11 protein-coding genes are annotated in these 22,164 nt (G+C 68.9%); all 11 read right to left on the bottom strand.

Features of this window, described 5'->3' with window-relative positions:
- Positions 1 to 234 precede the first annotated feature (234 nt).
- Positions 235 to 5,607, bottom strand: coding sequence for a methylation-associated defense system ATP-binding protein MAD8 (gene mads8, locus ACI8AR_RS18070; protein ID WP_457052227.1), 5,373 nt, complete (start codon positions 5,605 to 5,607; stop codon positions 235 to 237).
- 62 nt (positions 5,608 to 5,669) lie between these two features.
- Entirely contained in the window at positions 5,670 to 7,304 is a 1,635-nt protein-coding gene (gene mads7 / locus ACI8AR_RS18065; protein ID WP_457052226.1) for a methylation-associated defense system protein MAD7, read from the bottom strand.
- Entirely contained in the window at positions 7,295 to 11,521 is a 4,227-nt protein-coding gene (mads6, locus tag ACI8AR_RS18060; protein WP_457052225.1) for a methylation-associated defense system protein kinase MAD6, read from the bottom strand. The genes mads7 and mads6 overlap by 10 nt, the downstream gene beginning before the upstream one ends.
- Entirely contained in the window at positions 11,521 to 12,945 is a 1,425-nt protein-coding gene (mads5, locus tag ACI8AR_RS18055; protein ID WP_457052224.1) for a methylation-associated defense system restriction endonuclease subunit S MAD5, read from the bottom strand. The genes mads6 and mads5 overlap by 1 nt, the downstream gene beginning before the upstream one ends.
- Positions 12,942 to 15,086: a methylation-associated defense system DNA methyltransferase MAD2 gene (mads2, locus tag ACI8AR_RS18050; RefSeq protein ID WP_457052223.1), complete on the bottom strand. Its 2,145-nt coding sequence runs from the start codon at positions 15,084 to 15,086 to the stop codon at positions 12,942 to 12,944. Before mads2 ends, mads5 begins: the two co-directional genes overlap by 4 nt.
- Positions 15,087 to 15,837: 751 nt before the next feature.
- Entirely contained in the window at positions 15,838 to 17,973 is a 2,136-nt protein-coding gene (locus ACI8AR_RS18045) for an N-6 DNA methylase (RefSeq protein ID WP_457052222.1), read from the bottom strand.
- A complete protein-coding gene (locus ACI8AR_RS18040; RefSeq protein ID WP_457052221.1) occupies positions 17,970 to 18,455 on the bottom strand; it encodes a hypothetical protein in 486 nt (161 codons plus the stop codon). The genes ACI8AR_RS18045 and ACI8AR_RS18040 overlap by 4 nt, the downstream gene beginning before the upstream one ends.
- A gap of 325 nt (positions 18,456 to 18,780) precedes the next feature.
- Entirely contained in the window at positions 18,781 to 19,341 is a 561-nt protein-coding gene (locus ACI8AR_RS18035; RefSeq protein WP_457052220.1) for a hypothetical protein, read from the bottom strand.
- 217 nt (positions 19,342 to 19,558) lie between these two features.
- On the bottom strand, positions 19,559 to 20,554 hold the full coding sequence (locus ACI8AR_RS18030; RefSeq protein WP_457052219.1) for an endonuclease/exonuclease/phosphatase family protein: 996 nt from the start codon (positions 20,552 to 20,554) through the stop codon (positions 19,559 to 19,561).
- Between the two features lie 280 nt (positions 20,555 to 20,834).
- Positions 20,835 to 21,284 carry a hypothetical protein gene (locus ACI8AR_RS18025; RefSeq protein WP_457052218.1) on the bottom strand — a complete coding sequence of 150 codons (450 nt, stop codon included), beginning with the start codon at positions 21,282 to 21,284 and terminating at the stop codon, positions 20,835 to 20,837.
- Positions 21,285 to 21,553: 269 nt separating this feature from the next.
- Positions 21,554 to 22,006: a hypothetical protein gene (locus ACI8AR_RS18020; protein WP_457052217.1), complete on the bottom strand. Its 453-nt coding sequence runs from the start codon at positions 22,004 to 22,006 to the stop codon at positions 21,554 to 21,556.
- Positions 22,007 to 22,164 lie beyond the last annotated feature (158 nt).

Genomic DNA, 22,164 nt, shown 5'->3' with positions numbered 1-22,164 from the left:
GCTCGGGATTACTGCCTGAAGGCGCGATGGTAATCAGGATGGTGGTTAGAAGGCGCCATGCCGACCTGCCGGACGCGCTCGAGCACTGCCCCCGCGCGGTGTGGCACCGCTCGATGGCCCCGTCAGCTGGACGAACGCATCCCCGGTGAGACGTTTGGGGCACCGGGGGAACGCCGCATCGACTTCGAGCACGTCCCTACCGATCTCGCGATAGCGATACCGAGGCTGCGCCGCTCATTGCGATGCTGTCTTTGTGCCACCGCCGTGTCGCGTCACCCGCGGCCGCAAGGACACCCTGACCGCATTCCGCGTCCAGGCAGCATCAATGGCCTTACCCGCCCAGACATACGCTTCCCCCGGCTGTAGGTGAGCGAGATTCTCGGGCCGAAGACCGTTGAGTGCGGAGTTGGCCTTCTGGATGTGCTTGAGCCAGGCCGGCGACGTCATCTTGTGCAACACGACGAGGTCGGAGAGTTCGATGAGGGAGACCGGCACGGAGGGAGGATCCTGGCTGGCGACCAGAATGCTCATGCCCTTGTGCCGCATCTCGCGGACGGACTCGACGAGCACATCGACGAGGTCGGGGCTGTCGATGTACTTGTGGGCCTCGTCGAAGACGACGAGCTTGTTGAAGTGGCCGCCGTCGACCTTGGCCTCGGCGAAGAGTTGCATGAGGACGACGAAGAGGCCGAGGCTCTCGTCCTTCTCGATGTACTCGTCGCGCAGGTCTACAACGATCAGTCGTCCTGGTCGCACATAGTCGGAGATCCGCACCGAGTCGTCGATGTAGTCGGCGGCTAGGTCGAGTCGCTGCCGAGCGAGGTCCTTGAGGTTGTCGGCCATGCCGGAGGACTCCACCCCCTGACGCACGGTGGCGAGGCTCAGGCTGTGGCGATTGGCCTTGAGCACCTGCATGAGCTGACGGACGTACATCGCCTGGTTGCCCACCGCGCCGAGCAGGAAGCGCCAGTGCGCGGCCTGCAGTTCGGAGGAGGCGAACAGGAGCGGCTGTACGTCGAGGTCGGGGAACTCCGCGCGGCGCTCCTCGACCTGGTCCCGCGGCGCGAGGAGCAGGACGTCCTCCAGCGCAGCGGGCTCAGCACCGTACCGGGCACGCAGCAGGGCGATCTGGCCCTCAACGTCGTTGGCGTGCTTCATGGAGGTGAACTCGGGTGCGTAGTCCTGGGTGCGGCTGTAATGAAAGACAACGGTGGCCAGCGGATGCGGCAGGTGGTTTACACCAGGAGAGGGCAGGGTCGCGCCCTCGATGATGGAACCGAGGGTGTAGCTCTTGCCGCCGCCTTGGACGCCGAACAGGCTGATGGTGTGGGTCTCGTTGAGGTCGAGACCCGCCTTCCGGCCGCCGGCGGCCTCACCGAGGATCGCCCACTGCGGCGTCGTGTTCGTGACGCCAAGGAGCACCGGTGGTGTGGTCACCGGCGGCGAGGCGGCCGACACCTCCTCGACGGCGGGGGAAGGCTTACCCACGACCGTGGGTGCGACCGAGGGTTCGTCATTCACGCTCGGCCGGTCGCTCGGCGTCGGCGGTTCGGAGTCTTCGGACACAGCGGCCGTGGCCGCCTCTCGGCCGGGCTCGACAGGAGGGAGAGCCGGCGTCGGCTGCCCGTCGGTCTCGGCTTCCTGCGGCTCGTCCTGCAGCGCCTCCAGCGAGGGAGCCCGGAAGGCGGCGTGCTCGCGCCGAGAACGGGTGAGCGCCGGCACGGTGGTGGCGTAGGGCTCGGTGGCGTCGCGTGGCCGGTCGAGCTCGGTCGGCACGCCGGCCAGGAGCTCGTCGATCTCGTCCCGCCCGATGTGGTGGAACTCAACACCATCGATGACCTCAGGATCGCTGCCCTGCCCCGCGAGCTCGAAGATGAGCCCGATCCGCTGGAAGGAGAGGGCGAACCCGTCGTCGAGGGTCTCCAGCAGCCGGCGCGCGTGCGTGCTGACGGAGCGCCTGACCATCCTGTAGCGCTCGGAGCGCTCCAGATAGAACCGCAGCAGCGCAGCGAACTCGACGTTCTTCACGGCCCGGTCGACCCGGTCCGGGTCGGCGAGGTGGGGATCGAACTGGCCGGCCAGCACGGTCTGTGAGGTCTCGAGCTGTTCGGTGATCGATCGCTGCAGCGCCTCGTACTCGGTGAGGGTGCCGATCCGGGAGTACGCCTTGACCTCGATCAGACGGCAGGTGATGGTCCGTTCCTTCGCGTCGAAGGAGAAGAGGGCCAGGTCGGTACGCCGCAGCGACTGCTCCGCCCCCGAGCGGCGCCGCGCCTCCACGTAGAGGTCCTGGTGGGCGTCGAGGGGTACGACGATCTGGTCACCGAGCGCCTGCTGGCCCTCGAGGTAGAGCCGCGCCAAGGCGAGCCCGAGCACCTCGGCGCGCTGATTGCGCGCCGCGGAGGAGAGTTTGAAGGCGAGGCTGCCCGACAGCAACCGCAGTTGCTCGAAGAAGGTCTGCAGGTGGCGGTCGTCGACCGCGACCCCGTGGTCGCTGATTACCGGCCTCAGCAGGCCCCGGAGTTCCTCGACCTTGCGCGAGCTGACCAGGACCTGACGGCCGAGACCGACGCGGCCGGCGACGTAGTCGATGACGAAGTCGCTGCTGCCTGCGCCCCCCGTTGCACGGTCGAAGTACTCCAGCCCAAGCGTCCGGTCGATGATGACCACCCAGTCACTGACGTCGTGGGCCTGGTGCAGCAGGGAGCGCTGCTGGCCGTCGAGGGTGAGGGTGGTGGTGGGCACATGCCCGGTCCCCGTGCCGTCTGTGGCGACACTGGCCGCGGCATGGGCCAGCGTGCTCGGCAGTTCGGCGAGCAGGTCGCTGAGGCCGCTGGCCGTGGCACCGGGTCGGGCGAAGACCGGGGTCTTGCGCCAGGTGACACTGGCCCCGTCGTCTTCACCGTCGAACGCCGTGGTCGCCTGTTGGATCAGCCCGTACGCCGGCGGGTGGGCGATGTGCTGGACCGGCCCGGTCTCGTGCTCCTCACCGGAGAAGGCGTCGACAAAGATCGTCAGGTGAGCCTCGAACTCGGCTGTGCGGTTCTCGAATTCGTCCATGGACCGGATCGAGTAGGCGAGCTTGGGCACGCTGCCGTCCTGGCGGGAGCCGAACGCGTCGGCCTCGTCGCTGGTGAATCGACTGTCGGAGCGAGTCAGGTCGGCCAGTGCCTCGCCGATACCGGGCATGGCCGTGTTGGGAGTGCACAGCCGCAGGTCGTAGGTCAGGTCCCGGGTCGTCGAGCGGCGCTGGAGGTCCAGGAGCATCTCGGCGATCAGTGCCGCGTCGCCGGGGTTGATCACGTTGACGACCAGGGTGCGGACATAAGCGTGCTGACGTACGTACCGCTCGACTCTGTCGGCCAGCACGCCGGCCGCCTGGTTGCCCCCGGCGGCACGGGGTGCATCCGGTACGCCGAGCGCGGCGGACAGCTTGTTGAGCAGGCCGATCGCGTCGTCGGTGCGTGGGTGGACCAGGGCGGTCCAGAAGGGCGTCAGGTTGCCCACCGCGGCGAACAGGTGGTGGTTGTCCTGTCGCGGCACGGCGAAGGGAAAGCCGAGGGAGTCGAGCCTGTTGAAGAAGCTCGCTGCCGCGTCGGCGGCGGCCTCCTTGGTGTGGGCGGCGAGCTCCTTGCGCCAGGCTGCGCCGACACCGCTCCACTGGGAGAACCACAGCAACCGCAGCGGATGCGTCGGCCCGACCAGCAGGACCCGATGGAAGTCACCGATCGCGTCGAGATAGCGCACCGCGACGGCATCGATCTGCTGCAGCCCGGCAAGGGCCCGCAACGCCGCTCCCCGCTCGCTCTTCGCGACCCCTCCGGCATGGGCGGCCTGCGCGGCGATCAGTCGCTGATAGCTGGCCGCATACGCGACGGTCTCGGCTGAGAGCGCCGGGAGATTGGTTGTCTCGACGACACCGCCCGGCTCGTCGTCGTCGGACGCACCGGTGCCCGCGATCGCCTCGAACAGGGTGTCGCGAAGGCCGATGAACTCACCGAAGGCCTGTTCGGCCGCGGGCCCGAGCGAGGCCACCCAGGGGACCTCGTCGCGCACGGGGGCTGCGGCGGCTCCCTCTTGGCCGAGGGCGAGCTGCCACATGCCGAGCTCACGCGGGCTGCTCATGGTGGCGCGTTCGATCCGGGTCAGCAGCCGGGAGAGCCTGATCTCGACCCCGCCGCCCCCGGCTATGTGCACGTTGGCGCTGGCGTGCGCCGTCGTGCGCGAGCCGTTGACCCACGAGACCTCACCGGGAGTGAGCTCCTTGTCGGGGCGCCCGTCGGCGAGGCGGCCGAAGGCGAACCGCTGGATCGCGTGGGTGAGGCTCTCGTACCGCTGGGCTCGGGTCTCGGGTGGCTCCTCGCTCTCGTCGGCGTTGACGACGTAGAACAGCTCGCTCATGCCCGAGGCAGGGGCGGTGACGATCCGGCGGTCGGTGTCCGCGAGCGGGGTGACGATCAGGCGGTGCCAGCCCTCGTCGAGCTGGGCCTTGCGCAGGTTGCGGATGGTGCCCTTGTAGCTGCTCTTGGGGCGTGCCCCGGCCGCAACGTTGACGACCTTGCCGGTCGGTTCGCCGTCCTCGGAGACCAACTCGACACGGAGCTTGAGCAGCCCGTCGGCGGTGGTCAGCGCCGGGTCGATCGCGATCGTCGCGGCGATGTCCTTGGCACCGGCGGGGCCGGCGATCAGGTACGGCTGTCCGGCGAGGGTCTCCAAGACCGGGTAGGTCTTGACGTGTTCGGGGTCGTCGCCGACGACCGGGAGCCCGACGGCGTGGACGTCGATCTTGAGCTGTATCTCACGTTCGCTGGGTGCGGGCCATCTGTCGAAGGTCAGGCTGCGGTTGTCGCGGTCGGTGATGATCCGGCGGGTCCAGACGGCGCGGTCCTCGAGGCCGATCTTGCCGGCGAAGCGGGCGAGGCGGGCGGTGAAGTCGGCGTCGGTGAGGCCGAGGGAGAGCACCCGCTGGCGCTCGTCGAGCTCGCCGCGGCTGAGGTCGTCGACGTGGGCTCGGTTGCGGCCGACCCGCTCGGGCACGTCCTCGACGTCGGTGAACAGCGCCAGGTCAGGCACCAGGCCGAAGCAGTAGAGCGCCGCCCCGGCGGCGTCGGGCTCGTAGTCGTTGGCGGCGAGGGTGAGCAGGTAGCGCACCCATGCCTGGTCGGTGGAGCGGTTGTCCCTCTTCGCGGTGAGGGCCTGCTCCAGGCGGAAGATCCCGCCGCGGAGCGAGGCCGGCACCCGGCTGATCAGCTCCGCGCGCAGCAGGGCGTAGGCGTTACCGAGCTCGATCTCCTCGAAGGTGGCCACTCCGAAGGAGTCCTCGGCGCTGGCACGAAGGCCCGGGGGCACGAAGACCAGCAGCGGCCCCGAGGTCCCCTCGACCGGCCGATTGCGCAGTTCCACGAGTTGGGTGCTGGTCACCAGGATGTCGTCGCCCTGGGCGACCTCCTCGTCGGTCGCCAGCAGGCAGACCACGGTGCCCGGCAGGGTCGCGGTATGCAGCCGGTGCACGAGGCGGGCGGCGAGCTCGCCATCGAGTTCGGTGACGCGCATGCAGTGGCCGGCCTGCCGGCTGGTGAGCAGCCCAAGTAGGTGGGGGACGAGCACGTCCTCCAGAGCGCTGCGGATCTCTGCGAGGGTGGGCTCGGTCAGTCCGACCGCGGTGGCCGTCAGCGGGGGCTCCTCTCCGGGTGAGCGCCGATGGTGAAGCGCGGGGTGACGGTCTGGGTCAGGTAGGCATCGGAGAGATCGCGGTAGTAGCCGATCTCGCGAAGCCGGTCGACGAAGGCGGCGGTGTTGGCGCGCAGCGCAGCCCGGTCAGGCAGGTCGGGGCCGTGGAAGCCGTCCTCGGTCGGGAGGGTGTCGATGTAGAGCCCGTAGCGGGTCCGCAGCGTGTCGAGGACCTCGTCGACCCGCATGGGCCGGGTGCGCATCCGCCCCGAGTCGTCGGGCTGCACGAGGCACACCTGCAAGAGCACCTCCAGCAGCCGTGAGTCGAGCACGAAGCGACGCACGCCGGCCCTGCCCCGCGGCTGGGTCAGCAGCTCCCCGGCCCGACCCTTGAGGAACATCGAGTCCAAGCAGTCGACCAGATACTTACGTTGAAAGGCCCCGCGGTAGTGCATGATCAGCTCGAGGTAGGTGTCGAGCCGGCTCAGGTCGAGGTCGATGATGGTCTGCAGCTCGGGGGCGAGCGGCTCCTCCTCGTCGTCGAGGATTCGACGCACCCGCATGTCGAAGAAGACCTCTCGGTCGGCCTCGTACCTCCTGTCCAGCAGTGCGATCGCATCGGCCGCCGGCAGGTGATCCCGACCGGGCATCGACAGCTTGCCCCGCCGGTGCAGGTCCTTGGCGAAGTCGGTGAGCTTCAGCACCGCGAACGTGCCGCGGACAAATTGCGGTAGCCGGCCATACCAGGTGGCCGCGCTGTGGACCGCATACGCCGCGGGCGGCCCGCTGTCCGAGCCTGCGACGTCGACGAAGAGATGCGGGCGGAAGCGGCACTGCTCGTCGCGCTTGTGACCGACAGTGCAGGCGTGATCGACGGCGCCGTCGCGCACGGCGGCGGGCACGAGCTTGAACAACCGCAGGTGGTAGAGCGCCAGGTGGAAGGAGAGCAGGATCTTGAGGTGCTCCACGAGCACGGTGCGCGGCATGAACTCCCGGTGCAGCAGTAGTCGCAGCACGTCCTCACCGAGCAACTCGGCCGGCTGGCGGCACAGCTGCTTCTGCTCCCGACGCGATGAACCGTCGGGGCGGTCCTGTGCCTTGCCCTGAGTGGCCTCGACCATGCTGAGCAGCGCCTGCGACTCCACGTCGATGTCGGGGCCCGGCACGACCTCGCCGGTGGCTGGGTCGATGTCGGAGAAGAAGAACTCCCGCAAGGCGCTCAGGGCGAGGTCGTTGACCGCGAGCATCTCGTAGAGCTGCTCGTCCGCGCCGTAGGGGCGGGACCGGGTGGTGTTGCGCAGCCGGTAGGCGAACCCGTGCAACGGACGCGGCCCGGCCACCGCCTCGGTCACCCGGCCACGGTTGACCAGGTCGAGCAGGTGAGATGCGATCCAGCGGCGGCTGATGTCCTCGTTGTCTGCGAACCCGTCGAACCGGCCGGACTTGTCGCTGACCAACAACTCGAGATAGGCGTCGACACCCAGGTCGGTGGCCCGCCGCACCCGGCTGGTTACACCGCCGTGCCACAGCCTGGCCAGGAACGCGGTGAGGACCCGGTCCATGGTGAGCGACTTGTAGTCGATGCGGCTGATCGTGTCGCACCGAAAGGCACGGTCCTTGTTGTCTAGCGCCATTCCGCCTCCTCGGTTGCGGGCACGAGCGCCTCCTGGGTGATCAGGTGGAGCACCCCGTCATCACTGCGTCGCACGGTGTGCATCGCCGACCCGTCGACGGTCAACAGCACCTCCCGGTAGGGCACCGCGGCGAGCTGGTTCTTGAACACCGCCAGTGCGAGTGCGTAGCCCTGGTCGTCGTCGATGCTGGCCTGATAGCCACGGCGGAACCGTTCGATCAGCTCGAAGAGATCCAGCCCGATCCGCAGCTCCGCCGGCGGGATCCCCGCGCGGCCCGGGTCGGTGTAGGTGAGCCTCAACGCCGTCGGCCGAGTCTCCAGGTACGGGTGGGCGTCGGTGCCGACGCGGCCGGCCCGGAAGCCCTCACCGTGAAAGCGGCGCAGGCTGCGGATGGTGCCGCGTACGACGTCGCGGACCCGAATGACGAGCCCACCGGCGGCAAGCTCCGACGAGACGACACCCTCGCTGCGGTTGAGTGCCTTCAGGAAGAGTCCGGTCGGCACCGGCCGCTTGCCGTCGAGCAGTTCCAGAAAGGACTGCACCGAGGCGTAGGGCAGCATCTTGATCGCCTCGCCGGGGTCGCGCATCTCGAAGTACGACAGTCGGCGGGCTGCGGATACGAAGCCGATGACGTCGTCCGGGTGGGCGTCGGCACCGCTGACTTCGGCGTGCAGCGCCCGGAGCAGGTTCCGCTCCGGGGTGATCCGGTCGGTGGCGCTCACCAGGTAGTGCTCTAGCAGGCCTTCGCTGGCCAGACGCCGGTCGAGCACCGGCTGAGGTGGTCGGGCGACGTCGACGTGGCGGAGCTGGAGGAGCAACCGATCACGCTCGGTCCCGGCGTCGCCGCCCCGGTAGGCGCTGAAGTAGTGGCTGGCCAGGATCGGCTCGGACCGCTGCGCGGCGTAGAGGTCGTGGATCTCGGAGCAGTCGCGCCCCGACGTGAGGGTGTAGGCCAGTGCGGAGCGCAGGTCGCGCAGTGTGATGTGCAGTCGACCGCGGAGCTGGGCGACCTCGTAGATCCGGCGCATCCGCTCCTTGACCTGCGGTCCGACGATCGGGTGGGCGATGGTGGCCGCGTTCTGCCGGGCGTAGCAGCCCTCCGCGAGGGCACAGCCGTCGCAGGCGGTCCAGAACTCCGGGCGGACCATCGAGTCGAGCATCCGCTCGAGGATCGAGTCGGAGGATCCATCGCCGCTGCGCGCGGCGGCCGAGCGGACGGTCACATCGCGGAGATTGAGGTTGACCACCGCAACCGACCCGGGCTCGTCGTCCTCGCCCCGCAGCCCGACCTCGACGATCCGGGTCAGGGCCGCGAACTCCCCCGAGTGGTGGCTGAGGAAGTCGACCAGTCGGCCCTCGTTGACCGCGATCAGCCGCGTCTCCCCGATCAGCTCACCGACATCGTCGGCACCGGCGAAGGGAGCGAAGAACTCCGCGAGCACCTCGTCGCTGACGACACCGTCCTCGTCCTGGCTGCCGTCGTAGTTGGTGTGAAAGCGGCGCCCGTCGAGCTCAAAATCGGTGCCGTTGGCCCGCTCGGAGGTGAAGGTCGCACCCCGCTCACGTGCGGTCGCGGCGAGGCTCTCCAGGAACGCGGTCTTGCCGTCACCGGCGTTGCCGGTGACGATCACCAGCGAATGCTCGCCCGCCAACACGCTCGGCGCCAGGGCCAGGTCGAGCCCGGTGGGCACATAGACGCGGAGGTCAGTCGCGTCCATGCCGCGGGTGCCGCGGTTGCTGCGCCTGCTCTGGCTGTAGAGCGTCTGCAGATGGGCGACAAACGGGTTGCGCTCGGACGAGGCCCGATCGCCGTCAGTCGCCCCGACCGGAGCGGGCTTCACCGGCCCGGGGAGCTTCGGCTTCGGTTGCTCGGCAGCCGCCAGGAGCGCGGTGTGGAGTTCCTCGGCGCTGGTGAACCGGCCACCGCGTTCGGGCGAGATCGCCTTGAGGATCGTCTCCACCAGTCTCGCCGGCACCGCGGGAAGGCTGAACCGCTCGCGCGGGTCCTCGGCCGACACCGCGGGCGGCGGCGTGCTGGCGCCGTCCCACGGATAGGCATTGGTGAGCGCCTCGTACAGCGTGATCCCGAGCGCGTACAGATCCCGGTCGACGTAGCCGGCGGCGCTGGCCGGCACCTGGTCGAGATCAGGCGGGGTGTAGCGCGGGGTGCTGGCGGTGTGGCCCTGGGTGCTCTCGGGGGTCTTAGCGATGCCGAAGTCGAGGATCTTGACGCCGTCCTCGGTCCACAGCAGGTTGCCGGGCTTGATGTCGCAGTGCCACACGTCCAGGCTGTGCAGGTATTTCAGCCCGTCGGCGACGTCGAGACCGATACGCAGCACGTCGCTCGGGGTGAGCGTGCCGCCTCGGATCACTTCGCCGAGGTCCTCGCCGGTCACGAACTCGAAGACCAGGAACGGATACGGGTACGGCTGCGGGAGGACGTCGACGTCGAGCATCCGCACCACGTTCGGATGGGCCTTCGCGTCCTGGAGCCGAGACAGCACCATGCCCTCACGGCGGGCGCGTTCCCGGGTGCCCTCCTCGTCGCGCAGGATCAGCTTGATCACCCGGTCGACGTTGCGCATGGTGTCGAAGACCCGGTACGCCACACCGCTCGCTCCGGGCGTGCCGAGCCGCTGCTGGACGATGTACTTCGTGCCGAGCGCGAAGTCCCGCGGCAGGTTCCGCCAGTACTGCGGGTCACGGCGCTTGTCATCGTCACCGGCCTGCGACACCTCCGGGGGCGCTGACGGCTCTCCCCCGCTGCCGCCGGCGACCCGGCGCTTGGGCCGGTTGACCTCGCCGATGGCCAGCTCGAAGCGGCGGATCGCCTCGCGCGCGTCGGGCCGGTCCTCGGGCTTGGCAGCGCACAGCAGCGAGAGCCAGTGGCGCAGCGGCGCGGGCACGTCGGCCTGCTCCAGATCCTTCTCCGGGAGCACCCCGCCTGCCCTGACCTGCTCGGTGACCGAGCCGAACGGCGGGTGGCCGGTGAGCATCTCGAACCCGATGACACCGAGGGCGTAGATGTCCGCCTTGTCGGTCATCTTGCCCGGGCTCTCAAGGGCCTCCGGAGCAAGGTAGGCGTTGTCGGCGGCGGCGTGGGCGTCGAGGGCAACCGTGTGGGCACGCATCTGGGCGGTCTTGGCGTAGTCGAAGCCGGTGATCATCGCCCGGCCGTCCTGGGTGAGCAGGATCGTGGCCGGGCTCAGCGCTCGGTGCACGATCTTGCGGGATTGGGCGTGCGCCAGCCCGGTCAGCACCTGCCGCAGGATCAGCAGTTTCCGGTCCCGGGTCAGCGGCTCGACCGGCTGCTCCCCCAGGTGCAGCCGCAGCGCGTGACCGGGGATGTCGTCGTAGACGGTGACGAACCCGCGGTCCTCGGGGTCGGGGAAGAAGTCCTTCACGCCGACGATCGCCGGATGCGGCGGCAGCTTGCCGAGCGCTTCGTAGGCGATACCGATTTGCCGCTGCTGTTTCTCCCGTTCCGCTGTCGGCGCGTACAGGTCCGCCTGCCGCACCACCAGCCGCACCGTGCCCGAGCCCTGCACGGCGTTGGCGTTCTTCGCGCGGTACTCCCCCACCACGTCGATCCCGTCGGCGTGGATCGTCTCACTCAGCGTGTCGAGCACCAGCCAGTTGCCGAACTGCAGCGGGCCGGTGGGCACCCGACCGATCCGCTTGACCTCCTCGACGATCGTGTCGTGGTGGCGCTGGATGTCGACGTCGACAGAGAACGAGCCGGTCGGGACCCGGGAGACGTCGGCGAGCAGGGCGACCAGGTGCTGCCGGTTCACCGTCGAAGCCGCGTCGCGTTGAGGAGTGTTGTGGTCGACGAGGCGCGCGTCGGGCGCCGAGAGCACAACCGCGGCATCGACGTAGACGCGAGAGAGCTGAGTGTATGCCTCCTCGAGGAGGCTCTTGAGCCGCTTGGCGTTCTCCCGCAGCTTCGGCAGCGGCGTGTGGAACGGGGACCGCCCCGCCGGCATCCACCGCGACCCCTGCACCTCGATCCGACCGAAGGTGCCCTTCACGTCGATCACGTAGACCATGTGACCGGTCACGACCACGAGGTCGACCTCGAAGAGCCGCCCCCGGCTATCCGGGATCTCCAGAGAATGCAGGACCGTCCAGTCATCCGGCCCGTGATCACGCAGATGTGCGATCACAGCCCGCTCCGCATCATTCACGGGCGGCCCGATGGGAACGATCCGCGCCATCAGCCCTCCGCCCCCTCGATCGCCTGCGTCAGCAAGGACAGCGCCTCATCCTCCAGCGCATCGGCACGGTCACGGTCTCGGTGTGCCTCACGAACCGTCTCCGCGATGCGCACACGATCAGCCTCCGGAGCCAACGGGATCGGAATGCTTCGTCGCAATCCTTCATGGATGTCTTGCTGCTTGCCGCCCACACTCAGGGAACGCAAGACTCGAAACGCCGCCTCAGACCGGATAAAGGCAAAAAGGTATGCACCGCTAACTGCAGGGTCGCCGCTGGCGATGCGCAGGAAGTGCTGAGTGTAGGCATGCCGAACCCAGGACCCGTAGACCATGATCGGCCGACAAAAGACCTCCTGCTCGCCAAGCGTACCCTGTGACGCAATCAGTACCGTTTCTTCTTCTGCGAAAATTCCCGCAGGCGCGGCGGCGGCACTGATCCAACGGCCTTCCGGACGGGTCCAGAATCCTTGCCGCTGGCCGATCAACTGCGCTCCGTGCTCGCGGTCGCTGTCGATCCTCTTGAACCTCACTCCACTGGCTAAGAGGCCGCCCGCACAGATGTCACCGAGGGTGCGATGTTCCACAGACGCCAGCCTGGAAACGAGCCGCCGGGCTCGAGGCGAGTAGTTGAGTGCGCGGATGGATTGGGTGCTCACGCCGGCGACCTGGAAGTCAAGGTCCCGTCCCTCCTTGTGCCAGCGATAGTCAATAAGCTCGGGAAGACCGGCGCTGCGGAACAAGTCATCCGTAGCAGCGGTGAGCCCGGCCTGACAGGCGGCCCGCAGGTGAGCACCCTCCTCGACTAGGTCGTGGATACGCCGTTCCAGCGCATAGTCGAACCGCGGCACGGGGAGGTTAACGAGATGGTGCGGCTCGATATGTTTGACCGTCGACCCGTAGACAGAAGCCTTGATGAACGCCTCTCCAAACCGACTGGCGAGAAAGGCGTACAAATATCCGGCACTGATCTTGTCCGGGTTAGGCTCGACTTTGAGAACGTCCTGTGAGGACCAGATATGCCCCATGTCGGGCCGCACGTACGACCTTCTACCCGCATAGAATCCCGAGCATGAGATAAGCGTCATTCCGGGCTTGAGTCGTAGGTAGGAAAGCCTGCCGGACTCGGCGTCGGACTTCCTCAGTCGCGGGAGCCTCGTAAGGTCACTGACCATCATGTCTTTGCTGCCGAGGAACGGGACACTGTGCTCTGCATCGGACAGATATACCCGGCGAAACATCGGTCCATTGAAGATGCCACCATTGTGACCTGTCGTGACACTGTCGAGGCGCACCGTGTTGGGCAAAGCCTCCAAGCGCTTTCGGGCCTCTAGTGAGCCGGACAGATAGGACGCTGCGTCGAGTCGGAGACCCTGTTCGAGGAACCAGCCTGATTGGACCGGGTGGTTGATGCTGGCGATCTTCACGCGCCGGCTTCCTGCGCCTCGCGGGGGTCATGACCGGGAATCGGGTGGCGCTTTCGGAACTCCCAATACTGCTGCGCTATCACCGGCAGGTCGTTGTCGATGACCGGCCGGCTCCGCTTCACTCTCCGGGTGCGTCGCTCGCCGCCGATCGTCAGGTACTCGGTCTCCTCGTACGTTTCCATGATCAGGTCGCCGTTGGGAGCCCGCTTGTAGAGATCGTTGCCGCGACGGTCGAAGCCGACCTTCTCCGCAACTGCCATGAAGACCGGGTAGGAAACCGGGCCGTTGAGCCGCTCGGTGGCTTTTTCCTCGAACGTCTTCCGCTTGAGGAAGAGCAGGGTGGTGAGGATGTTCACGTTGGCGTCGACAATGAAGGTCTCCACGGGCAACTCGACGCTGGCGAGCACCCAACACTCCCGCAGGATGAACCGGCGGATTCCCTCGTCCGCCGGGCCAGGGTTGGACAGGATGCCGTTGGGCAGGACGATGCCGAGGCGGCCGCCGGGCTTGATCCACTCAATGGCTCGCTGGACGAAAAGCTGCTCAGGTGCCATAGAGCCCGGCGGGTGGGGGCTGGCCACAAGTTCGCCGCTCTTCTTGTCCCGCGACCAAGACTTCGCCACGCCCTCGCGGAAATCGCCGAGGACGGACTCGTCGCTGATCGGGATGTCGGCACCGAAGGGCGGGTTGGTGAGCAGCACGTCAACGGCGCCACTGCGGCCGTCCTTCGCGAGTGGGATCCGCTTGCTCGCCTCGGCGACCCCGGAAAGATGGCCGCGCGGAAAGGCGAGGGAGTCCATGTGGAAGACATTGCCAGGGGTGTCGGCCAGGGTCATGATGTTCATCGAGGTGGCGCGAACGAGGAACGGATCGAAGTCGGCGCCGAAGAGTCGCTCGTCCGCGTAGTTGCGCAGCCGGTCACGGTAGCGCTCTCCCTGCTCCGGGGAATCCGGAATGCCGCGGGTGCCGTCCTCGTCCTGCATCTTGTGGTGCAGGTGGGTGAGGGTGGCGTGCAGGAAGCCCCCGGTGCCGCAGGTCGGGTCGAGGACGGTCTCGTCCTCCTGCGGGTCGAGGATGTCGATCATCAGCTTCACCGCGCCACGCGGGGTGAAGTACTGGCCGCGGTCGCCGCGCAGGTTGGTGCCGACCAACTCCTGGTAGGCCAGTCCCTTCGCGTCGATGTCGGTCAGGCCGAGGTCGTAGGGGGCCAGCTCAGAGACGATGAAAGCGAGCGCCCGGTCCGAGAGGGTGATCTCGTCGCTGGCCTTGAAGAGCCCGGAGGAGGCGTACTGCCGCTTGACGTCCTCGAAGAGGTCCGTGATCCGCTCCCGGATCGCGGTGCGACCCTCGTCGTCGTACGGCTCGGCCATCGAGGCGTAGAAGCGGCGCGAGCTGCCCCTGCGGACGGCTCGCTCGTCGTACATCTTCGCGAACAGCAGGTAGAGGAACTGCCAGAACGCGGCGTCCTTCGGCATGCCCTCGTTACCGTGGACGTAGTTGTGGCAGCGCCGGAAGGTGGTCTTGAGCATCTCCGGCTCGGCGCGGCGCAGCTGCTGGGCGGATGCCACCTGCCCGCTGCCGACGGTGCCATCGGCCAGCGGCCAGCCCGAGCGCTCATGAAAGTCCGCACCCCAGCGAGTGGTCTCCTTCTCGATGAAGAAAAAGTCGACGTTATCGGTCCACAGGCCCCAGGAGCGCTCGGGGTAGTCCTCGGCGCCCAGCAGGTCCTGAACGAACGCCATTTCGGATTTCATCTGGTCGTAGGTGCGCAGCTTCACGACGTTTTTGCCGCGGTTGGGCTCCCTGTTGACGACCACGACGCGGCGCAGGTTGGCGGCGGTGTGCTCGCTGCGCGGGGCGAAGATCGCGATGTCGATCCTCGCGCGGCGCTTGCCCTTCTCGGTCTGGACTTGGACCGCGAAGTCGAGCTCCATGTCCTCCGGGGCGAACTGATACTCGTGGAAGAGCACCCGCACGATCCGCTGCCGGACCTGCTCTTTCGGGGTGTCCTTGATCGGCTTGTCGGTGAGGAAGTCGACGAGATATCCCTCGTCGAGGTGATGGACCTGCGCCTCGGCCTCCGTGTCGGGCTCGGCTGCGTCGTCCGGAATCGTCGGGTCAACCATTTCGGTTGAGCTCACCATCACATTCTTGTCCGTTGCGCTCGTCGCGGGTCCTTCTCGGTACGGTGACCGTTCGGTCATCACCCTCGAGCCTCGCATCATCGTAGGAGCTTGAAACCACAGATCGTGGCCGTACGGGCCCGGAGCGCCACGAGGGGCAACGTGGATCCCCCACCACCCCGACGCGCCTCACTGACCACAGTCGTCCTGATCCGCTGTGCAGGGTCAGGCACCTCCACAGGACCGCTCATGGGCATGCCCACGTGGCCGCCGGCTGCAACGACCGGTACTGCAATCGGGAGTCGCCGAGCCGGCGGCGCAGCTGGCGCCCGAGGCCGACGATCGGGTGCAGGTTCTGCGACGCCCGCGTGTCCTGGTAGTCGCTGAACGCGGACCAGCGCAGCGGGTCAGCACGCCAGCCGCAGGTCTCACGCGTGCCGGGCCCAGGAGGTGCCCATCGGGAACACCGGGTGCGCTGCCCGGGAGGCCAGGCCGCCCACCTCGCGTGCAGTTGAGCCGGCAGATAGGTGGTGCGGTGAGACTTGGTGCACCCGACAGCTCGCGGCAGGTGGGTGCGTCCACGCAGCGGACCGTCGGTCTCGACACCGGCGGAACGTGGCTCGGACACGGTGCTCCTCGGGGGACGGTGCGGAGTGGGCGGCGAGTAGCGGACGGTAAGGAAGCCTGCTGACAGTTCGGACTCATCAGGGCACCGTCTGTCACCGGAACGGTGAACGGGCTTCGGCTGCGGCCGTCTGCCACCCGCTCGTCAGTCGCTCTCGTCGACGCTGAGAACCCCGGCGGCGAGGCCGTCGACGACCCGCTGGGACATCCTCCCGGCCAGCGTCGCGGCCAGTTGGCTCTCCCGACGTAGCGCATCCAACTGTTGAAGCTGCTCGACGACGGATCGCTGGGCGCCGAGCGGCAGCAGCGGTACCTCCAGATCGCGGACGCGAGCCCGGGGAACGGTGCTGCCCATCAGGTGCCGGCTGTTCCACTCACTGGCCAGGCACGCCGCCAGGTACGTCGGGTCCATCCAGCCCGGCCGCCCGCGCACGATCCACAGCGGCCATGCCGCCACCATGCCGCCCTCGTCGACGACGGCGGTGCGAATGCGGTCACCCTCGGACAGCACGAGGACGTCTCCGGGCTCAGTGCGGGTGAATTTCGGTTCGAGCACGTCGGCCGGCACCCGGGGGCAGTCGGCGGACCGCGGCGCCGCACCCTGCCGGATCTGCGTCGCCGTGATCACCGGCACGCCCTGGGCGGCGGCAGCATCCAGGTCCTCACGCGGTACTCGAGCGCCGCGCAGCACCGTCAGGTGGCCATCGGCGGCCAGGCGGGCGACCGACGCCCGCTGCGTGCCAGCCCCCGCTCCTCGCACCCGGTCCAGGCGGACCGTGGACGAGCGCCCGAGCGCGGTGAGCGTGCTGGCCAGCCGGCCGGCGTCGTCCCGTAACTCCCCGATCAACTGTTCGGCGTCGACGGATTGGAGCGCGGTCGGGATCCAGCGAGCCGGAACCAGGGTGGCGTCCATCGCCAGCAGGTCGAGCCGCGACGGGCTCACCGCCCACCCGACGTCACCGATCTCGCCACCACGTCGCCACCGGTGATAGAGCTCGCTCAGTTCCTGCGCGCGGGAGGTGAACGCCGAGCGGTCACCGGCAAGATCGGCCAGCAGCACCCGGTCCCCCACCGCCGCCTCGCCCGGTCGAGCGAGCACCCACAGGGTGAGCGCGACGCCGAACCGGGGATCGAGGCCCTTGGGCAGGGCGACGACGACCTCCACCGCCCCCTGGCGGATCAGTTCGTGCCGGATACGGGCGTCCGCACCGCTTCGGAACAGCGACCCCGCCGGCAACAGGACGAACGCGCGCCCGCCGGGGGCCAGGTGGGCGACCGCGTGCTGCACCCAGGCAAGGTCCGCGTTGTTGGCCGACGGCAGCCCGAAGCGCCAGCGCCGGTCGAGGCTGACACGGTCGACGCCCCAGTTGGCCACCGCGTACGGGGGATCGAGGACCACCAGCGCTGCCTCCAGCCCCGGCTCCTGATCGTCGAGCAGCGTGTTTCCGTGGGTGATGTGCCCGTCGAGGCCGTGAACGATGAGCCGCTGGTTGGCCAGCCGCCAGGCGCTCTCGCTCAGCTCCTGACCGGTCAGCTCGACCGCTCCCTGCGCGGCCCGGGCTGCCCCGAGCAGCGCCCCGGCGACGCCGGCCGCCGGGTCGTAGACGGTGCCCATGATCGGGCGAGCCAGGGCGACCACGAGGTCGATCAACGGGTCCGCGGTCGCCGCCGCGCCCAGGCCGCCGCGGCCGGCGGCCCACCCGAGCATGCCCACGGCAGCGTCGACCAGCCGGGCCGACTCCTTGACCGGGACTTGGTCGAGGAAACGCAGAACGTCCGCCGCCTCCGCGGGCAGCCGCTCCACCGGCGGAACGAACAACCGGGTGAGCGACGGAACCGATTGCTCCATCTCCGCGGCCGCACGGAGCACGGCTGCCCTCCGCCGATCCGGCGGGCTGCCCGAGACAGCCGCCCACACGTCCGGTGCCGGCGGCACGTCCCCGGCGAGGTTGCGGCCGCGTTTCGGGGCCACGGCGACATAACGAAGCGTTGCCACCGCCGCAACCGCCTCGAGCAGCACCTCCATCGGCGCCACCCCCCGGAACGGCTCCAGCGCCTTCCACAGCCGCCGATCCACACCAGGGCTGACGAAATTGCCCTTGCGCTGCCGCAGCCACTCCTCGATCTGCCTTGCATCGAACAGCGGCCGCTCCGCGGTGCCGGCGACCGGCTGCGGGAAGTCGGCGAACCGCTTGCGCCAGTTGCTCACCGCGGGACGTCCGACGTCGGCCAGCAGCGCGATGTCGGCCAGCGTGAGGCGCGGCGCCTCGCCGTCGCTCATGCGGCCCGCCGAACGGCAGCGGGCACCGGGCGACCCATGGCCTCGCCGTCGGGAAGATAGACGATGGCCTCGCCGTCGGGAAGATAGACGACGCGCATGGCCGCGAGCCGCAGCTGCGCCGACAGGCTGGCCCGCCGGCTGACCACCGTGACTTCGCAGCCGGCGACAGCCAGCCGCGCGGCCATCGCGGCGAAGATGCCGTCACCCGAGGCGATGACCACGCGGGAGAACCGCTCCGGCACCCGTTCGCTCTCGAGGACCTCGAGCAGCTCCCAGTCCGCACCATCGCGCCCTGCGCCGACGCGGAGACGGGCAGAGCCCGGCCCCCAACCCACCCCGACGTCCAGCAGACAGCCGGGGTTGCACGCCACCACCACGTGATCCCCCGGGACGACGCGCACCACGTCGGTGTAGAGCGACCGCAGGGCCGCCACGGCCGAAAGACCTGGCCTCCCGGAGCCGACGAGGTTCTCCACGTCCACCACGTGGAGCGTTCGGGCCGCGTGGCCGCCTACTCGCTTCATGGCCCCCGGGGCCTGCCGCCTGCGCCTCATGCCGATCATTGTGAACCTCCTTCAAGGCCATGTCAACTGTGAATCTGTGAACTAGAGGAAACGAGTAAGGTCGCCACCGGACGGACGCGCCTCCCGGTGACGCGCTACGCCTACGAGATGCCACCTGGCGCCCCACACCCAGCTCAGGGAGCGGTCAACAAGCGGACCGGCACCGCGCCAACCGCGGCCAGCGTGCGCGGGGCACGGCCCGCATGCGGGGCCGGCAGCTCAGCCGCCGCCCCCGTCCGACCTCCTAGTCCAAGGTCCCGGCCTGCGGCTCTACGGGCGTCTCCTCCAGCAGGGCCACGTCGATGCCGAGCCGTGCCAGTTCAGTGAAGACGGCGGTCGCGACCGCTCGGGGCAGAGTTCGGGAGAACCCGACGACCGTGCCCAGCATCGGCCGCTCCTTCCCCGGCGCCATCAGGGCACGGACCGCTCGCTCCCGCAGGTCCACGCTGGGCCGATCGACGGGCCTACGGCGGGACCCACCGGGGCCCTGCCCCGCGTCCAGCCGCTCGACCTCCTGGTCGATCTCCCAGAACAGGTCGTCCAGGAAGTCGCACAGCTCCAGGCCGTGAGCCCAGTCCAGCGTCGCCACGGCCCGCAGGTTGTCGTAGCGGTCCTTCGGGTTCTCCTCGTTGACCACCTCCTCCAGGGCGAACAGGCGCACGTTGCCGTTGGCCAGGTCCTGCGTGAGGTAGTCGTACGGAGGAAGCGTGCGATAGCCCATCTCGGTGCGGTAGTCCATGTCTTTCTCGCAATCCTGGGTGGTCACGCCGAGGCCCGAAGCGCGCTCGTCGAGATCGGCGAACACGCCACGGCGGCGCGGAGAGCTGATGGACGCGAAGCCACCGGCAGTACGGCTGCCGAAGGACCCTTCGCGGTCAAGGGAACGGTTGAGCGGTGCACTTCCGGTACGGCCGGAACTGCGTGCCTCTCGAAAAATGAACCTAGTGGAGGAGCCGGCTGCGGGCTACTCCCCCGACCGGGTGAGCCCGCGGGTCACGCCGCCTGCGCAACGGCTCGCGACGCTACGCACGACCCTCGACCGCGGGCACGAAGCGGATCAACTCCGTCCCGTGATCGCAGACAGCGATCCACGCCTTCGTCGAGGCCCCGAAGCCGAGAAAGTTCGGCGAGTCGGATCCCCACACGGTGTCCAGCTCGAACGCACACACGCCGGCCGACGTCTCGATCGACCAGCCATCCATGTCCGCCTGGTCCGCCAGCACGATCACATGCCGGACCCCGTCGACGTCGGAGGCAAAGGCATGAGGCGGCCGGGATGGAGCGGACAGCCGAATCTCGGTGGTGTAGGCCGCGTGGTCGCTCAACTGGCCGCCCTCCCATTCCGGCCGGTGCACCGCCGCCGGCCCATCCTCGGCGACCAGGTCCGGGCTGACCGCCAGGTGGTCGATCGCGAACGACGTGCCGTTCAGGTGCCGTGACTGCTCGGTCGGCGCGACCAGCCCGAGCCGGTCGAACGCCGCCCTCAGCGCCGCGGCGCCGTCCTCGGTGGTGAACCAGAACGGCCGCAGCAACTGCTGGTTGAAGTCACCACCCCAGATCAGCGGCTCACCCGGAACCCGCTCCTCCTCAATCCGCGCAACGTGGTGGTCCAAGACATGGCAGAACTCCGCGGCCTGGCCCGACGGCAGCCCCGGCCAGTACGGCCCCGCGCCCTTCCACGGCAGCACCGAGCAAGCCACCAGCACCGACGACGCTGTGAACCCGCCGAGCTCAAGGCGCGCCAGGCACAGGCCCTCCTCACCCGAGTGCTTCGGCTCCGGCGACGTGCGCAGCGCTCCCAGCGGCAGCGCCGTCTCGATCCCGGCCCACCGCTTCTCCTCCGGACCGACGCCGCGCCGCGGCGAGACGACCAGCCGCCGCCCCCGATCCCAGTCCCGGTGCACCTCGGTGAGCAGCCACACGTCGACGGCCTGCTGGTCCAGCCAGCCCGAGATGGCCTGCCCCCGCGGTGAAGTCGACGGCGGGCACAGCCACAGGTTCCAGGTGCCGATCCGCACAGGACTCCTTCCGGGCAGGGCGACTGACGACTCCGCGTCGACGACAACGCCCGGTCACGGTAGTGACCGCAGAACGCGATCGTCCGCACGTCACTGGGCGCGTCGGCTGAGCAGGGCGGCGGCACGCAAGTGGTCTGTCCGCGCCTCCCCTCGACCTAGACGTACCGGCGCGAGGACAGCACCACATAGGCGTCGCGGCCCGTGGTCGGGTCCGGCACCTCATCCCACACATGACTCGGTCGCCTGACGGGCCGCGGCTTGCCGCCGGCACCGAGTCGCATCAGCGCCGGCGTCCTAGCGTGGGCAGGCCGCCAGAAACGGTGCGCACACTGGTCGAACGGGTCTCCCCGCGGCCCCGGGAACTGCCCCTTGGTGCCGGCGCCAGTTGTTTGCGCAGCCGAGCCAGCTGCAGCGGCCAGGGATGGTGCCCCGGTAGCTCCTGATCGGCCAGCCGGGCGGCGACGACGTCCACCACGGCTGCGGCACGCTTCAGCTGGCCAAGCGCGAGCAGCTGCTCCGCCTGGCGAAGCTGCGCCGCAATGTCCGGCACTCGTGCCCGCTCCGGCCGGGCCGCCCGAGTTGCCGGCGCGGGCCGGTCGAGCTGCTGCTGCAGCGTGCGCACGTCATGCAGCGCCCGGCGAACAGATGCCACCGCCGGTTCGTCAGCTTGGGAGGCCAGGCGGGCCAGCGTCGCCTCGGCCCACCGGAGTTCGGCGCGGGCCGCGGCCACACGGCCCGCCGCGGCCTCACGTCGCGCGTGCTCGCAGGCACGGGCCGCCAGCTCCGCTGGCGCGCGCGTACGCCGGCTCCGAGGTGACATGCGGCACATGCTGGCCGACCGGATGGTTCCGCAACATCACCGCCACGAGGGAACTTCGGGGGTGTCGCGCCTCAACCGAAGCCGGTGCCAAGGGTCCCGGGCGGCCGGGTCAGCACGGCGCACGGCGATCCCGCTGCGCCTCCCAGGCTGCCGGCCGAGGGCCGGCGCCTTCACACGGGTCACCGTGGGCGCACCCGCAGCCGGTAGCCAACTGTCGGCCCCGCCTCCCACCGGAAGCTCACCTCATGGAGCTGGTGGTCGTTGCCGTACAGCGCGACGTCGGCAAGCGACCCGAGGTGCGACAGGTCGCCACGGTGCGTCTTGTCCTCGAGGACATCCGCCACCCCGCCGAGGTAGTTGGTGGCGTCCGACGGCGGAGCCGTCGGGCTGACCAACACCAAGTCAAGGGCCAACGACTCCTCCGGGAAGCGAATCGAGTTCCCCTCGACAGCCGACTGAACCGCGCTCAGCAGCGCCAGGACGCGCTCCGAGTGAACATGACCAGACGCGAAAATCGACTTGGCTTCGCTCTTGGCCGGAGGCAGACCAGCCACCTCGATCGAGACATCCTGCACGCTGCAATCTTCGCTCTGCCGCGACGATCCGATGAGAGTGGACTCGACAACTTCCACGCGGTGTCTCATCGAGACGGCATTGCTTTCATGCTCGTTCGACTCTCCTGCGCTCGGATCGTCCCGGTGCGCCAAGCGTTAGGCGTCTCCCTTGACGGTGCTATTGGAGGACTCCTGATGCTGGCGCCTACTTAGCACTAGCCGCCTCAAAGCTCTCT

This window comes from Geodermatophilus sp. SYSU D01036 (genome assembly GCF_054050435.1).
The sequence above is the reverse complement of the archived record's forward strand: the minus strand, read 5'-3'. Positions and strand labels throughout refer to the sequence as shown.

Coding starts and splice junctions, on each gene's coding strand:
- mads7 (WP_457052226.1), bottom strand. CDS start 7,304: ATGGCGCTAGACAACAAGGACCGTGCCTTTCGGTGCGACACGATCAGC.
- mads6 (WP_457052225.1), bottom strand. CDS start 11,521: ATGGCGCGGATCGTTCCCATCGGGCCGCCCGTGAATGATGCGGAGCGG.
- ACI8AR_RS18045 (WP_457052222.1), bottom strand. CDS start 17,973: ATGAGCGACGGCGAGGCGCCGCGCCTCACGCTGGCCGACATCGCGCTG.